The 15,608-nt window shown below is 31.9% G+C and carries 13 protein-coding genes; 6 read left to right on the top strand and 7 right to left on the bottom strand.

The genetic code is table 11. The annotated features are described in order from the left end of the window. The first annotated feature begins 47 nt into the window (after positions 1 to 47). The 3 genes from glsA to VS182_RS01200 all read left to right on the top strand — a co-directional run bounded on the left by glsA (position 48) and on the right by VS182_RS01200 (position 1,733). Positions 48 to 965, top strand: a complete 918-nt coding sequence (gene glsA, locus VS182_RS01210; RefSeq protein WP_479484730.1) for a glutaminase A — start codon at positions 48 to 50, stop codon at positions 963 to 965. A gap of 86 nt (positions 966 to 1,051) precedes the next feature. Next, the gene (locus tag VS182_RS01205; RefSeq protein ID WP_479485108.1) at positions 1,052 to 1,306 is read left to right on the top strand and encodes an Fpa/YlaN family protein; all 255 of its coding nucleotides are present in this window, start codon (positions 1,052 to 1,054) and stop codon (positions 1,304 to 1,306) included. Positions 1,307 to 1,385: 79 nt separating this feature from the next. Then, positions 1,386 to 1,733, top strand: coding sequence for a YugN family protein (locus tag VS182_RS01200; RefSeq protein WP_479484729.1), 348 nt, complete (start codon positions 1,386 to 1,388; stop codon positions 1,731 to 1,733). Positions 1,734 to 1,982: 249 nt separating this feature from the next. Here the strand turns inward: VS182_RS01200 and VS182_RS01195 are convergent, their stop codons facing one another. The 5 genes from VS182_RS01195 to VS182_RS01175 all read right to left on the bottom strand — a co-directional run bounded on the left by VS182_RS01195 (position 1,983) and on the right by VS182_RS01175 (position 9,090). After that, positions 1,983 to 2,510 (bottom strand): LPXTG cell wall anchor domain-containing protein, encoded by a 528-nt coding sequence (locus tag VS182_RS01195; protein WP_479492642.1) that lies wholly within the window; start codon positions 2,508 to 2,510, stop codon positions 1,983 to 1,985. 229 nt (positions 2,511 to 2,739) lie between these two features. Then, on the bottom strand, positions 2,740 to 3,072 hold the full coding sequence (locus VS182_RS01190; RefSeq protein ID WP_479488763.1) for a FeoB-associated Cys-rich membrane protein: 333 nt from the start codon (positions 3,070 to 3,072) through the stop codon (positions 2,740 to 2,742). 597 nt (positions 3,073 to 3,669) lie between these two features. Continuing rightward, positions 3,670 to 5,427, bottom strand: coding sequence for an acyl-CoA dehydrogenase family protein (locus tag VS182_RS01185; protein ID WP_479488762.1), 1,758 nt, complete (start codon positions 5,425 to 5,427; stop codon positions 3,670 to 3,672). Between the two features lie 30 nt (positions 5,428 to 5,457). Next, a complete protein-coding gene (locus tag VS182_RS01180) occupies positions 5,458 to 6,633 on the bottom strand; it encodes a thiolase family protein (RefSeq protein ID WP_479484725.1) in 1,176 nt (391 codons plus the stop codon). Between the two features lie 126 nt (positions 6,634 to 6,759). Next, positions 6,760 to 9,090, bottom strand: a complete 2,331-nt coding sequence (locus tag VS182_RS01175; protein WP_479492641.1) for a 3-hydroxyacyl-CoA dehydrogenase/enoyl-CoA hydratase family protein — start codon at positions 9,088 to 9,090, stop codon at positions 6,760 to 6,762. A gap of 332 nt (positions 9,091 to 9,422) precedes the next feature. Here VS182_RS01175 and gatC point away from each other — a divergent pair, with 332 nt between their 5' ends. From gatC to gatB, 3 genes are read left to right on the top strand one after another with little or no spacing between them, the layout of a single operon-like run. After that, positions 9,423 to 9,722 (top strand): Asp-tRNA(Asn)/Glu-tRNA(Gln) amidotransferase subunit GatC, encoded by a 300-nt coding sequence (gatC, locus tag VS182_RS01170; protein WP_479484723.1) that lies wholly within the window; start codon positions 9,423 to 9,425, stop codon positions 9,720 to 9,722. A 1-nt stretch (position 9,723) separates the two neighbouring features. Continuing rightward, entirely contained in the window at positions 9,724 to 11,142 is a 1,419-nt protein-coding gene (gatA, locus tag VS182_RS01165; RefSeq protein WP_479492640.1) for an Asp-tRNA(Asn)/Glu-tRNA(Gln) amidotransferase subunit GatA, read from the top strand. Next, positions 11,132 to 12,580, top strand: a complete 1,449-nt coding sequence (gene gatB / locus VS182_RS01160) for an Asp-tRNA(Asn)/Glu-tRNA(Gln) amidotransferase subunit GatB (protein ID WP_479484721.1) — start codon at positions 11,132 to 11,134, stop codon at positions 12,578 to 12,580. The genes gatA and gatB overlap by 11 nt, the downstream gene beginning before the upstream one ends. A gap of 202 nt (positions 12,581 to 12,782) precedes the next feature. On the opposite strand, the gene VS182_RS01155 is transcribed toward gatB, so the two are convergent. Both VS182_RS01155 and VS182_RS01150 read right to left on the bottom strand, forming a co-directional pair. Next, positions 12,783 to 13,157, bottom strand: coding sequence for a hypothetical protein (locus VS182_RS01155; RefSeq protein WP_479488760.1), 375 nt, complete (start codon positions 13,155 to 13,157; stop codon positions 12,783 to 12,785). 668 nt (positions 13,158 to 13,825) lie between these two features. Further along, entirely contained in the window at positions 13,826 to 14,833 is a 1,008-nt protein-coding gene (locus tag VS182_RS01150; protein ID WP_479484720.1) for a lysostaphin resistance A-like protein, read from the bottom strand. Positions 14,834 to 15,608 lie beyond the last annotated feature (775 nt).

Genomic DNA, 15,608 nt, shown 5'->3' with positions numbered 1-15,608 from the left:
TCAGGATTTATAAATTGATATAAAAAATCATGAGGGGTACGATAGATGTGATCCAAACAATTTTTTTACAGAAGCTAATTGAGAACCATCGTTCTGTTTGTGAGAACGGTGAAATGGTCAATTATATCCCTCTTCTTAAAGAACAAGATCTTCGTTCTTTAGGTATAGCAATTATTATGGCTGATGGGCGTAAATATGCAGCAGGCGACTCAAAGATACCTTTTACTTTGCAAAGTATTTCCAAGGTGGTATCTTTAATTTTAGCTTTATCAGATGCGGGTGAAAATGAAGTTTTTTCTAAAGTGGGTATGGAACCTACTGGAGATCCGTTTAATTCTATTTATAAAATGGAAGTTATGTCTACACGTAAACCTTTAAATCCAATGATAAATGCAGGCGCTATGGTGGTCTGTTCTCTTATCAAGGGTAATACTGTAGCAGAAAGGTTAGATCGTTTTTTAAAACTTGTTCGGGCGATGGCTGCGAATGACAAGATTGATTGTTTAGAATCTGTATATCAATCAGAGCAGGCTCATGCTCATCGTAACAGGGCTTTAGCACATCTTTTAAAAGAATTAAACTTAATAGATGATGTTGATGCTACGTTAGAACTTTATTTACGTCAATGCTCAGTTCAAGTAGATTGTCACGATCTATCACGTATGGGTCTTTGTTTAGCTCGTTATGGATTGGATATAACAGGGCGATCTTTGTTTCCTGAATCATTGGCTCGATTGGTCAAAACATTTATGGTAACTTGTGGTATGTATAATGCTTCAGGTGAGTTTGCTATGCGTGTTGGTATACCTGCTAAAAGCGGTGTTTCTGGCGGTGTATTAGCTTCGGTACCAATGAAGATGGGTATCGGTGTTTTTGGTCCTTCCCTTGATTCTAAAGGTAATAGCTTAGGTGGTTGGTCACTTTTAGAAGATTTATCGAAAGAGCATGGCTTAAGTATTTTTTAGATTTATTGCTAGTTTATGTTAATTTATAACTTACAATTAGCGCATTATATTATTTCAAGGGGTTGGTGACTACGGCGGCACCTCAGATTATTAAGTATCGAGAGCAAGCTTTGCAAATACTTAACGAAGATGCGGAGAAAATCAAGAAATTAATCGAAGTGCAGATAAAACACCTTACGTTACCAAGATGTCCTTTGTATGAAGAAGTCTTGGATACAAATATGTTTGGCTTTTCTAAAGAAGTACATTTTGCTGTACGTGCAGGTTTAATAACGAATGATGAGGGACAGCGTTTAATTGAAGATTTAGAAAAATGTCTATCTTCTTTATGGGAGTCTTAAATACATGAGTGTAAAAACTTAAATACATGAGGGTAAAAAATAGTAACGTCTATTTACGTTAAATGTGGGGGAGTAAAAATTGATTTTTGAGAATTCTAAAACTTATAAAGTACAAAAAAACTTTGCTCAATTAGAAAAATTGATGCTTGGGATTAATTTTGTCAGGTGGACGTGGGATTATGATCATGTTATTTATGACAAAGAATATATTGATGATCAAGGCCTTAGATATTACTTACGTTTAGGTGGACACGTATTAGGTACACCAAAGATAGAACATCCTAAGGCGAAAATTGTCTTAGGATGTCCTTTGTTTGCCATGCATTATTTTCCTCATGGTCTAGATACTGAAGTACCTGTTCCTGCATCTCTTGAAAATGAGATTCAACAAAAGGTAGCAGAAATTGAACAAGTTATTTTATCTTAATAGATATTATTTGTTATATATCTTAAATTATTATTTAAATATATAAATTTTACATTAGACATTGAAATTATTTTCCTATAGATTTTATATATTTTTTATAAATATATAAAATCTTAGAAAAATAAAAATTGATAAATAAAAAAATAAAAAAATAAAAAAAATAAAAAAATAACAAAAAGACAAATGAATAAAATTAGCATAAAAAATAATCCCAGCTATAAAATATCTGGGATTTTAAAATATGTCTCTTTAGTTGATAGAAGAGTAACTTTCTTTGCGTTTGCGGCTATATACAGCAGCTGCACCACCAGCTAATGCTAATAAGGAACCTACAACGATTAAATTACCAGAATCTGAGGCTGTTTTAGGTAAAGTACCACCTTTTGTCTTATCTTTCATTCCTTTATCTGCATTAGGGTCTTCTCCTGGGGGGCCATCCATTTTTTCGGTTTTCTCGGTTTTTTCGTGCATCATGCCACCTTTTTTACCTTTTTTGGTGTTCTCTTCTTTTGTTTCTTTCGTTGACTTACTACTACTTTCTTTTTCTTCATTTCCGCCACCAGGAGGAGGACCGCCAGGACCACCAGGACCACCAGGACCAGGACCAGGAGGAGGAGGAGGGGCCATTTGTGCTCCGCCAGCAGCTGCACCAGCTGCAGCTCCTCCCGCGTTTGCGTCTGCTTTAATCGGTGTTAAAGACATACTTAGCATTCCTAAACCAAGAGCTGATACTAAAATTATATTAATTTGTTTTTTCATGTTAAGGTTTTTTTTCATATACCTCAATCCCTTCTCGTAGTTGATCTATTCATGTTGTTTTAGATTTTAAGTTTGTAGTTAGTTCGTAAGTTGTAAATCTTTTTTCATGATGTGCTATTAGCATAACATTTATCATGTTAAATATGCATTGATAATTTATTGTATAGTATGTTATATATATCTAAAATTGTTGCTTAATACAAGCTTCTTTACGATTATGAGGTTTTAGGTTATTTAGCTTCTTAAATTACTCCTGATCCCTATTGTCGTGATTATCATCTTGTTTATAATCATTTTCTTCTTGTTTTTTCTTACGCATGCGAATAAATATTAGCGCTGCTATGGCAATGACCACTATACCGACACCTGCTGCAATCATCATCCCATAGTCAGTAGCGGTATCAGGTAAATGACCATGTGTTTCAATCTCACTTCCCTTCTTGCTGATGGTACTGTTTTGGTATCTAGTGTTATTCCCGTGTTCTTCTTTCTCCATGCTTTTTAATTCTTGGTAAGTCTTATTATTTTGATTCTCTTGATTTTGAGAACTTGCTTGATTTTCTTGTGCCACACTTGACATATGCTATATAACTCCTTTACTGATTTTTAAATAATATCATGATTTTTTGATGATAAAACATGATGAAAATATTTTTTGAAAAATTTATTATATTTCATATAAAATGTTTAAACATATAATTTATACTAACTATTGATTATTTAGCAAAAATTTTACATATTCTTTAGTACACGACCTACATTTTTGTATTAGCTTTTTTTATTAACAAGAAAAAATAGATAAAAAGCAGATAAAAAATAAAATTGAAATAAAAACTAAAACCAAAAAAGAAAAACTGTATTGTTTAGAGTTGTTTTTTTTCTTTTTTCGAATTCTAATTTCAAATATTTAATTTATCAAATGAAATTCAAAATCCATTGATCAAGATATAAGCATTGATGTGTATTTAGTATTTGTAAGTAGACGTAGAATTAATTTGCTTTTTATGTTGTTGTTATTAAGTAATAAGGTTTACTGGTGGCTTGGTTTTAAGGATAATAGGTATGCTGTGTATTTTTTAGTCCGCTATTTTTCTTGCCAAAAATAGATTTTTTTATTTATGGTTGATGCTAGGTATGCTTATTTTTTAATGCTTTTTGTTAATTATGTTTTTATTTATTAATTATGACAAAATATGTTTTGTTTGTTATTTATGATATAAGAAGTTATATCTCTACAAATATGAACACTATTAACAGGTTTTAATTTGATTAGCCTTTTGAATAAAGATAGATATGTGTGTAATTCTTCTCCTTCTAACGATGAACATAATGAATGCTCTCCATAAATAATAAACTTATTTAATAGATAATGCAATATTAATATGGTAATTTTAATATAAAATTCATTATTTTTATGATGATATTTTTCTAAAACTTGTTTTGTGCGTAGATAGACGTTTTCTAAAACGAATATTATTATCATCATATCCGCTATATCTCTAAGTATTTCTTGTTCTTTTGCTAAATTATTTCCATATTTTTTAATGATATGACCGCTTACTAAGACAAAAGCATTTCTAGCGCCTGTGAGGTGATGGTGCCATTGTTGTGCTGGGGTTAAGTTTTCGTTTGGATATTTCCAATGTAAAATTTTATTTAGTAAAGTTTTTTCATCTATTTCCCAAATATTCTTGTTATTTTTTATTTGTTTTAACAACATACTAGGCATTAACAAACGATTTATTTCATTCGTGCCCTCAAAGATACGGTTAATGCGTGCATCGCGGTATAAAGTGGATATTTCATATTCATTCATGAAACCATAGCCACCATGAATTTGTAAACTTTCATCTACGACATGATCAAGCGATTCTGTAGCAAAGATTTTTGCTGCAGAACATTCGATAGCTAATGCTTGTAATGAATGGACAATGTTTTTTTGTATATTCGCTAAATTATGTTCCATGTTTCCAGCTAAGCCATATACCATACTTTCAACAGCGTAGATGTGCATACACATAAAAGCGATTTTTTCTTGTATAAGGTTGAAGTTAATAATTTGTGTTCCGAATTGTTTTCGTGTTTTAGCATGATTTAAAGCCAGTTGAAGTGCTTGTTTCATTGTCCCTAAAGCACCTGCGGCTAATTTATAACGTCCAATATTTAAGATGTTTAGCGCTATTTCATGTCCTTTACCAATTATACCTAAGATATTTTGAGCTGGGATACGTGCTTCATCAAGAAATAAGCTGCATGTAGATGATCCTGATAGGCCGAGTTTTTTTTCTTCTGGGCCGCGTTTGATGCCTTTTGTGTTTTTATCTATTAAAAATGCGGTAAAATGTTCACCATTTATTTGTGCATATACGGTATATAGGTCGGCAAAGCCACCGTTAGTAATCCATTGTTTTTCTCCAGATAAGCGGTAATATTTGCCGTTGTCTTCAGTATAAGCTATCGTTTTTGCAGAGAGGGCATCTGAACCAGCATTTGATTCTGTTAGTGCATATGCGGCGATTGTTTCACCTTTAGCTAAGGCAGGTAAATATTTTTTCTTTTGGCCTTCATTACCAAAATAAACAATAGGTAATGTACCAATACCTACATGTGCGCCATGAGAGAGGCAAAATGAACGTGCAAGTGCCATATTTTCCACAATGAGGGTTGAACTCATTTTATCTAAACCAAGCCCACCATACTTTTTGGGGATTTCTGCCGATAATAGACCTTTTTCTCCAGCTTTCTGAAGTAATTTTTTGGAATGTAAAAGCGGGTTTTTTTCAATCTCGCCTAAAGATGGCAAAACATGTTTATTGACAAAATCCTTCGTCGCTTGGGACATCATCTTTTGTTCATCACTAAAATCTTCTGGTATGAAAATTTCGTCATTTCTATTAGGATGATTTTCAAGCAAAAAAGATCCTTTGCCTTTCATGTACACTTGCACCTCCATGGTAATACTAGTTTAATGATAACGTTCAAAGAGACCAGCAATACCCATACCTAAAGCAGCACATAATGATACCAGTCCATAGCGTTTATTTTCCCTTTTAAGCGCGTGGAGTAATGTTACAACAAGACGTACGCCGGAACATCCTAAAGGGTGACCTAGAGCAATTGCGCCCCCGTACGGATTGATTTTTTTTGGATCAAGGTCCAGCTTTTTTATCACAGCTAGTATTTGTGCGGCAAAAGCTTCATTTATTTCCAAATGCTCTATTTGCTCTATTTTTATATCTAAGCTTTTTAATAAACGAGGGATAGCTAATACAGGACCCATACCCATGATCTCTGGTTTGAGGCCGCATTGTTTAAAACCGCAACATTTAGCTAAAATCGGTAATTGATACTTTTTTGCTGTTTCCTCAGCTACCAAGAGTACTGCTGCAGCACCATCACTTATCTGTGAAGAATTACCAGCTGTGACACTGCCATCTTTTTTAAATGCTGGTTTAAGAGCTGCTAATTTTTCAATATCTGTCGTAAAACGGATACCTTCATCACGATCGAGATATATTTGCTGGTTATTTTGTTTTTTAGGATGATTCGTAATATTTATGGGGATTATTTCATCACTAAAGTAACCTTTTTTCGTAGCTTGTCCAGCTTTTTCATGACTTGCATTTGCAAAAAAATCTTGTTCTTTGCGTGATATATTATATTTTTCTGCCACATTTTCTGCGGTAAGGCCCATATTTAAAAACGCTTCTGGATAATTTTTTGATACATATGGATTTGGTCGTAAATGATGACCACCCATAGGGATATGGCTCATACTTTCGATACCCATTGCTAAGACTATATCATTTTCTTTCATAGCGATGGAACGAACACCATCTGCAATTGCTTGCAACCCCGAGGCACAAAAGCGATTAACAACCATACCTGGAACCTTTGTACCTAATGGAGACCTTAAAGCTAGCATGCGTGCTAAATTAAACCCTTGTTCAGCTTCTGGTGTAGCGCAGCCGACAATTATATCATCGACAGTAAGGACTTTAAATTTTGGTAAACGTTTATAAAGGGCATCAATGACCAGAAAACCTAATTCATCAGGCCTTATATGACTTAGAGCTCCTCTATGAGCTTTACCAATAGGTGTTCTAAGAGCATCGACGATGACGACATTACGTCCTGGCATATTTAGCTCCCCCTTGTGTATTATTAATTGTAAATTACTTAATATTTTTTATATTTTGCGTTTAATATTTTTTCTTTTATTTAATTTTTTATATTTTGGCTTTTATTTTCATTTTTGCACTTATATTTAATTTCTTAATGGTTTACCTGTTTGTAATAGATGTGATATACGTTCTTGTGTTTTTTGTTCACCTATTAGACTTAGGAAAAATTCTTTTTCGTTTTTTAAAATATAGTCGGCTTCAACAGTTGTTTCGGGGATTAAATTATGACACGTTAAAACTTTTCCTAGTTTTGTAGCAATTTTGGCATCATGTTCGCTGATATATTTTGTTTGTAATAGGTTGTAAATCATGGTTTCTAAGATAGCGTAGCCTGTTGTTCCTAGAACCTTTATTTTACTTTCTGAAGGCGGATTGTAGTTTATAGATGATAATGCTATTGCTGTTTTTTGGGCAGCAAATAATAAATGATCTTTTTTCATCATGATCGATGATGTTTGTGTTAAATAGAGCATCTCTTTAGCTGCTAAGGCGCTTTGGCTAACTTTAGCTTGGGCAATATTCATGAAAATCTTTTTGACCAATTCTTCCCGTACGGCATGATTGACGGGGAGGGAAGCTTCAATGTTTTGTAGCATTCCAAATAGGCCACCTCCAGCCGGGATTAAACCTGCTGCTGTTTCTACTAAGCCCATGTATGTTTCCATCAATGGTTGTGTTCTAGCGGCGGGTAGGCATAGTTCTAATCCACCACCTAATGTCATACTGTGGGGAGCAACAATGATTGGTAGATGATAGTAACGTATGGTAAGTGCCACCTGTTGGAATAAATCGATCATTTGAGCGATTCTTGACCATTCTTTTTCTTGAGCTGCTACTAACAGTTGTAATAAATTAGCACCTAAGCAGAAATGTTTTGCTTCACTTACCACCACAAGTCCTTTAAATGGCAGTTTTTTTGCTTTATCGAGGACTTTCTGTACACACAAAAGTGTTTCTGTACTTAACACTTGTTTTGGTGGATTTAAGTGGATGGCCCCAATATTGGCATTTAAAGATATTAGACTTATACCATTACTTTCAAAGAGGCACTTATATCTTTTTAAATTTAAATTTTTATTGTCCATTTGCACTAACTTTGAAGTATTGTTAGGTAATGAGACGATTATTGAACCATCTTTTTTATTAGTAAAGAAATTTTTCTTTTCTGAGCATATCTTCTTTATCCAAGTTGGTACAGTATGGCCTTCTTTTTCCATACGTTCGGATGTTTCTTTTATATCAAGTAAATCCCATAGTTCAAAAGGTCCTTTGGACCAATTCATCCCCCATATCATTGCTTTATCGATCAACATTGGATCATCAGCAATCTCTTCGGCATGCCATGATGTATATAGTAAAATATTTTTAAGCGATTCCCAGACAAAACAACCGATGTCACTTTTATCTTGGCATAAAAATTTTAGCCTTTTTTTAGCATCTTTTATTTTTTTTGCTTTTTGGAGTACCTCGGGTATATCTTTGGGATTATTAATATAATCAAAGGTTTTTAAGTCTAAAACTTCGATATTTTTATTATTTTTTTTATAAAAACCTTTTTGACTTTTCGTTCCTAACATACCTTTATCAATCATTTTGCTCAGTACTTGATTTGGCATAAAGAGCTTTTTTTCTTCCTCAGGGATATATTTACTAGTTTGCATTGTTTTCAAGGCATTAGCAAAGATATCTAAACCAACAATATCTAAGGTGCGAAAAGTTGCGCTTTTCGCTCTACACATAATGGGTCCTGTTATTGCATCGACCATGGATGGTGTAAGTTGATATTTATCCATTAGATTCCAAGTTGTTTGTAGACTATATATGCCGATACGATTTGCGATAAAATTTGGTGTATCTTTAGCAATAATAATTTTTTTTCCCAACCGATTTTCAGCAAACTGTATGATTTTTTGTTGTAGCTTATTTTGGGTATATTTTGTGGGGATGATTTCTAATAGTTGCATATATCGGGGGGGATTAAAAAAATGTGTTCCAAGAAAACTTTTTTTCATTTCAAGAGGCATATCGGCACATATGTCGTTTATAGATAATCCAGAGGTATTAGAACTTATGATAGTATTTGGATTATAAAATGGTATTATTTTAGTAAATAATTTTTTTTTCGTATTTAAATTTTCTTCAACTGCTTCAATAATCCAATCGACATTTTTTAATTTTTCCATATCATCTTCAAAATTGCCTACTTCAACAAGCTTTAAAGCATTTTTATCATAAATAGGGGACAATTTATACTGAGCTAACTTTTTTTTACCGTTAATGCTCAAATAATTTCTATTACCACGATAAGGCAAGTCGAGCAATAGCGATTTTACACCGACACTGGCCAACAAACCAGCAATAGATGAACCCATTATACCAGCACCTAACACGGCGGCCGTACGGATGATTGACAAAAGAAATTCCTCCCTATATATGCAAATATCTTTGTTATATAACTGGGATATGTTATTTTTTCCTTAATTTTTGTATAAAGTAAACAAAAATCTCACACATCAAACTTATGTGTGTTGTGTGTTTGTTTTTTGTTTTTTTTCTTTAACGATGATATGTTAAATTTATATGTTGAAAAAGGTGTACAGACTAATTTGAAGAAAGTTGTTTTATTAGCTAAAATGACCGTAATTGTTTATTGAGCTCGTGGTGGTGAGCTTTGGTTTATTTTTATTGTTTGGAATTAATATGATAAATTTTATATTTATTTTTTTAGAAAGGATTGGTTTAATAAATGGATTTATCTATAAAACAAGTCGAAAAATTGGCTCATTTGTCCTTATTGGATTTAACAGAGGATGAAAAACAAGCTTTTGCTGTTCAGTTAGGTGATATTTTTTCTTTTGTTGAGAAATTAAAAGATGTTAGTACCAAAAATATTCCCGCTACTTCTAATGTTACAGATCTTAAGAATGTTTTGCGTCCAGATGAACATAAATCATCTGTATCAAGAGATGCGTCTTTACGTTTAGCTACCGTTACGAAAAATAAATGTTTTGTTGTCCCGGCGGTGATGTCTGGAAGGGAGAAATAAAATGTCTAGTAATGTTTTGTCAAATGCTGAATTGGCATTAGAAAAATTTGATCAAGTAGAACATATGGTACAGTCATTTCTTTGTATGGATCGTGAACTTTTTCTTAATGATGCTCAGAAGTTAATGAAGCAGGAATCTAAGTCACCTTTTACTGGTATTCCTGTAGCTATTAAAGATAATCTGTGTACGTTTGGTTTAAAAACCACTTGTGCGAGTAAATTATTAACGAATCATCAATCCTTGTATGAAGCTACTGCTGTTTCAAGGTTACGTGCTGCAGGAGCTATGATCATGGGTAAAACGAACATGGATGAATTTGGTATGGGATCTTCCACAGAAGCATCTGCTTTTAAGATTACTCGTAATCCATGGAATATTGATTATGTTCCTGGGGGTTCAAGTGGTGGTTCTGCAGCAGCTGTAGCGGCTGGTATTGTTAATTTAGCTTTAGGATCAGATACAGGAGGGTCTATTAGACAGCCAGCCTCTTTTTGTGGAGTTGTTGGTTTGAAACCAACATATGGACGTGTATCACGCTTTGGTTTAGTAGCTTTTGCTTCTTCCTTAGACCATGTAGGTCCAATTACTAGGACAGTTAAAGAAGCTGCGCAAGCATTGCAAATTATCGCTGGGCATGATGAAAAAGATAGTACATCTAGTTTTGAATCTGTACCTTCATATGAAGACTATTTAACAGGTGATATTCGTGGATTACGCTTAGCTTTAGTGGATGAATTTTTAACATCTATCTCCGATGATAAGGTAAGACAAATGATTGAAACAGCAGCAGAGAAATTGATTTCCCTAGGAGCAACTGTGGATCGTGTGTCATTGAAAGGTTTAAAATGTGCCGTTGCAGCTTACTATATTTTAGCTACAGCAGAGGCTTCCTCAAATTTAGCACGCTACGATGGGATACGTTATGGTGAGCGTGTAGAAGCTGATACCTTATTAGATACCTATTTACAGACACGTAGTCGTGGATTTGGCCGAGAAGTTAAACGTCGGATTATTTTAGGCACATATGTTTTAAGTGAGGGGTATTATGATGCGTTTTACCATAAGGCGCAACAGATTAGAACACTTATTAAAGATAGTTTTCAACATCTATTTACCAAGTATGATGCACTTCTAGGCCCTACCACAGTGACACAAGCGTTTAAAATTGGTTCTCAAACAGAAAAACCGTTATCAATGTACATGAGTGATTTTTGTACGATACCGGCAAATATGGCCGGTATACCAGCTATTAGTGTTCCTTGCGGTATCATCAACAATTTACCTGTTGGATTACAAATCATGGCAGCTCCTTTTGCAGAACCCATGCTTTTACGCATCGCACATGCTTTTGAACAAATAGAAGGCATCTCATCATATGTCCCTTCTGTTAAAGGAGGATCAACACATCATGCAGGATAATCATGGACAGAAATATGAAGTTGTGATTGGTTTAGAAGTTCATGTTGAATTGATTACTAAGAGCAAACTTTTTTGTGGTTGTTCAACGGCATTTGGTGGAGAACCTAATACACAAACATGTCCCATTTGCTTAGGTCATCCTGGTACATTACCTGTTTTAAATCAACAGGCAGTCGATTATGCTCTCCTTACAGCTTCCTCTTTAAACTGTACTATTCCTTCTATTAGTTGGTTTGATCGTAAAAACTATAATTATCCCGATATGCCAAAAGCTTATCAAATCACACAGTACCAAAAACCTTTTGGAGAACATGGTTATCTACTTATAGAACAACCTTTAGGTATGCGTAAAATCGGTATTACAAGACTTCATCTAGAAGAAGATGCAGGTAAATTAATACATAAAGATAAAGAAAATATATCCCTAGTTGATGTTAACAGAGCAGGCGTACCACTTCTTGAAATCGTTTCCGAACCTGACATTAGATCAGCTGCTGAAGCCAAAGTTTACTTAGAAGAATTGCGACTTATTTTAATTTACTTAGGTATCTCTGATGGCAAAATGGAAGAAGGTTCCTTGCGTTGTGATGCTAACATCAGCTTAAGGAAACCAGGCGATCCATTAGGTACAAAGACAGAGTTGAAAAATTTAAATTCTTTTCGTCATGTTGAAAAAGCGATCAATTATGAAATTATTCGTCAATCTAGCTTACTAGATCAAGGCGAGCAAATTATACAATCAACCTTGCGCTTCAACGAACATACTGGTAAAACAGAACTTATGCGTATCAAAGAAGATGCAAATGATTACCGATATTTTAAAGAACCTGATTTAGTTAATATAACAATTGACTCTAAAAAGCTTAAAGAAATCAAAAAAATATTACCCGAATTACCATTTGCTAAGCGTGAAAGATATAAAAAAAATTGGTCAATTCCCACCAATGATATTGAAATATTTATTAACAATCCTCATTTAGCTACTTTTCTCGAACAAACAATTGATTTAGATGTTCCTCCTAACGAAGTTGTAAATTGGTTGACAGGCGACATACTCTCATATCTAAATAAACATCATAAAAAAATCACCGATACCGGACTAACAAATAAAAAACTAGCTTCTGTCATAAAGATGTTAACTAAACAGGAAATAGGTCGTAAGCTCGCCAAGCCTTTATTAGAAGAGATTATGGATACAGGTAAAGAACCTGCGGATATTGTCGAAGCGCGTGGTTGGAAACAAATTAGTGATCCGAATGCCTTGCATAAAATTGTGCAAGAAGTTGTTCTGCAAAACGAACAGAGCGTCCTAGACCTTAAAGCCGGTAAAGAACGTGCACGTGGTTTCCTCGTCGGACAAGTTATGCGCCGCACACAAGGAAGAGCAGATCCTAAAATTGTTAACGAATCATTAGAAAAAATATTAAATGAACAGTAAACCATGCACATTAAACAGCAAACAGTAAACAATGAACAATGAACAAGAAATATAAAATAAGACCTATCTTTATAGATAGGTCTTATTTTATATGAAAAAAAATTCAAAAATAATGGTATCCATTTATATAATTTTAAAAAATAATTTTAAAAAATAATTTTAAAAAATAATTTTAAAAAATAATTTTAAAATGAAAAATATTTCAATAAACTTTATTGTAGAACCTGCTGTAAGAGATAGAATTTGGAATAGCGCACATAAAAGAGCCTGTACCTGCAGCTATAATTGCAGCTGCGCCTGATAAAATGCGCGAGATGCCAATAAATCGAAAAATGCTGTAAATAGATATACCCGCTATTCCTCCGCATAAAGGTGCTATGTAAGCCATGCTACTTGCTTTATGTTGGATACCTGAGAGAGATAATGGGATTAGCTTATGTTTTGTGTTCGATTTCTGATGGACCATTTTATGGGACTCAAAAGTATAATTTGTCATGCTAAATGTTAGATTTATGTTATAAATAATAAATAAAGTGCAGTATAAAAGTAATTTTTGATGGAAAAGATATTTGGTCATATAAAACCTCCTATTATGATAAAATAATATTTTGTTCTTTATAAATTATATAATTAAAAAAACAAAAATTATGACAATTATATATTCGGAAATTTCTAAGAAGGTTAGTATATTTTTAATTAAGATTTCTAATTTGCTTATTTTATATAAATAGAATATATATTTTGTAATTTTGATACATGCTTATTGTTGCATAAATAGATTATGATTTGCAAGCCCGGATTATATATCTATAAAATTATGCTTAAAATATTATAAGAAATTACTTTATCTCATTAGAGTTATTTTCAAAAAAATAAAATAATATAAAAGGAATATTTTAAACAGGTAGCTGTAATCTACCAAGACACTTCAAAATGATAAATATGTTAAAAAAAACCTAAAAATTCTAGGTTTTTTTGTGAGCATTTAAAAATATAATTTGATTTACCATAATGGTATAAATTCTATTTTTAAAGTAATTTAGCAGCTTTATGCTTAATTACTTTAAAAATATAAGCTATATTTTTATGAACAAATAACATTAAAAATTAGATTATGATAACTTTTTTAAGTTTGTTTTTTAAAAATAAAAATAAAAATTATATCTTTATTATATCTTTATTATATCTTTATTATATCTTTATTATATCTTTATTATATCTTTATTTTTTTAGTAAAGATAAAGTTTATTTCAACAAAGTTATAAGACCAATTAATAAATTACCAATAAAATGCATTAACATAGATGACCATAAACCGTAACGCTTAGCACACCATCCATATATTAGTGAAGCAAAAAAACATAACATTAGCTCTGGTATATTTTTATATGAGTGCATAATAGTAAATAAAAAACTTGTAAATATAATTCCGATTTTAGGTTGTAACAAACCTCTACACAGCAATTCTTCTCCTATAGCAGGCAAAATTGCTATAGATAAGATAGCCAAAAATTTTGCTGCTGTAGATAATGGGGATGGTTCAACAGCATTAGGATTAGCTATATTAAAAGATGATATAATTATAATCACAATAATTTTTACAATAAATAAAGCAATAGCTAATGCTGTAATTAAGGAAAATTTTTGCCAAGTTATAGATCGATGATTTAATCTTAAACGCTCTATACACTGCCTAGGTGTACGATGGACATAAAGTCCTAAACCAATAAATGTCATGGCGCAGTTAGTTAAAAATATAGGTAAAGGCTTTAAAAAATTTATATCTTTCATAGTTGAGCCTATTTTTGCGAATTCTTCGGGTATCCGCGATTTAACGAATATAAAAAACATGAAAATAAAGAATAAAACAAAGAATAAATGAAGACATTTACTGGAATCCAATTTTAATATTTCCATCATTTTGTTTCGGGGATAAGGGAATAGAAAGATAGCACCAATAACGATTGCAAAAAATAAATTTATGCACGATAGATAAAACGCTGAGCTGCCAACTTGATTGTATAAAATTAACTGATTAGCATTGTAAATAATATAAAATAAAGTTAACATGATACAAAATAAATAAAAAATTCCATTAATAATTTTCATTTTTCTCTGATTAAAAAACAATTTATTTGATAATTTACCTTCTTTTAATAAAAGACTTCTTTCGTCGTATTTTAGAATAAGAATAAGAATAAGAATAAGCGAAATAACAATTGGTATGATAATAGTAATAAGATCTTTTGCCAAAAGAATCCCCCTAATATATATCAGTAATCATTAATGATATCAAAAAATAAAATTAAAAATTCTAGCATTAAAATTCTAGCATTAAAATTATAAATTTAATTAAATTTATAATATCATAACATAATAATATTATTTGATAAATAAAAAGCATGATAAAAACATAAGTTATGAACCGATCTAAAGATTTATTAGCTTGTTTTTAAACATAGAATTTGTCCAAGAACCAATTTAAAGATTTATTAGCTTGTTTTTAAACATAGAATTTGTCCAAGAACCAATTTAAAGATATTTTAAGGACCTAATCAAAATAATTTAATCTAGTATATAATATTATTTATTAATTGACTTGATAAAATTATATTAAATATTTTTTATATATTATTGATATACTTAAAAATCACAGCTTGAAATAAACGCTAAAAAAGGTTGGCATGTTATTGATGAATTAAAAACCAATCGTATTATTTATCCATAAGGCAATCCCTAACTTAATTTGCTTCCTAGAGCAAGAATTTAGATGCTGATATTTTTACTATCAAAAATGACCGCTATAGGATATATCGTTATGAGGTAAAGTTTAATCAAATTGATAATACTATTGTTTTTCTTGGGATATGGACAACTTTTTGATCCTTCCCAGATACAATCTTGTATCTACACAGATATAACATTTCGTAATGAACAAATGCTAAATTATTATGAAAACAGATGATTGTACTTGTCAAAGAACATTTGCAAAGGAAGTTTAAGAACCTAATCTAAGTCATTAAAAACT

This window comes from Pasteuria ramosa, assembly GCF_056496785.1.
Note: the sequence above shows the minus strand (reverse complement) of the source record. Positions and strands in the feature narration are given on the sequence as shown.

What these genes read in the sequence shown, in the direction of transcription:
- gatA (WP_479492640.1), top strand. Translation starts at nt 9,724, where the DNA reads ATGTCTAGTAATGTTTTGTCAAATGCTGAATTGGCATTAGAAAAATTT.
- VS182_RS01155 (WP_479488760.1), bottom strand. Translation starts at nt 13,157, where the DNA reads ATGACCAAATATCTTTTCCATCAAAAATTACTTTTATACTGCACTTTA.
- gatC (WP_479484723.1), top strand. Translation starts at nt 9,423, where the DNA reads ATGGATTTATCTATAAAACAAGTCGAAAAATTGGCTCATTTGTCCTTA.
- VS182_RS01180 (WP_479484725.1), bottom strand. Translation starts at nt 6,633, where the DNA reads ATGCCAGGACGTAATGTCGTCATCGTCGATGCTCTTAGAACACCTATT.
- VS182_RS01195 (WP_479492642.1), bottom strand. Translation starts at nt 2,510, where the DNA reads ATGAAAAAAAACCTTAACATGAAAAAACAAATTAATATAATTTTAGTA.
- gatB (WP_479484721.1), top strand. Translation starts at nt 11,132, where the DNA reads ATGCAGGATAATCATGGACAGAAATATGAAGTTGTGATTGGTTTAGAA.
- VS182_RS01190 (WP_479488763.1), bottom strand. Translation starts at nt 3,072, where the DNA reads ATGTCAAGTGTGGCACAAGAAAATCAAGCAAGTTCTCAAAATCAAGAG.
- VS182_RS01185 (WP_479488762.1), bottom strand. Translation starts at nt 5,427, where the DNA reads ATGAAAGGCAAAGGATCTTTTTTGCTTGAAAATCATCCTAATAGAAAT.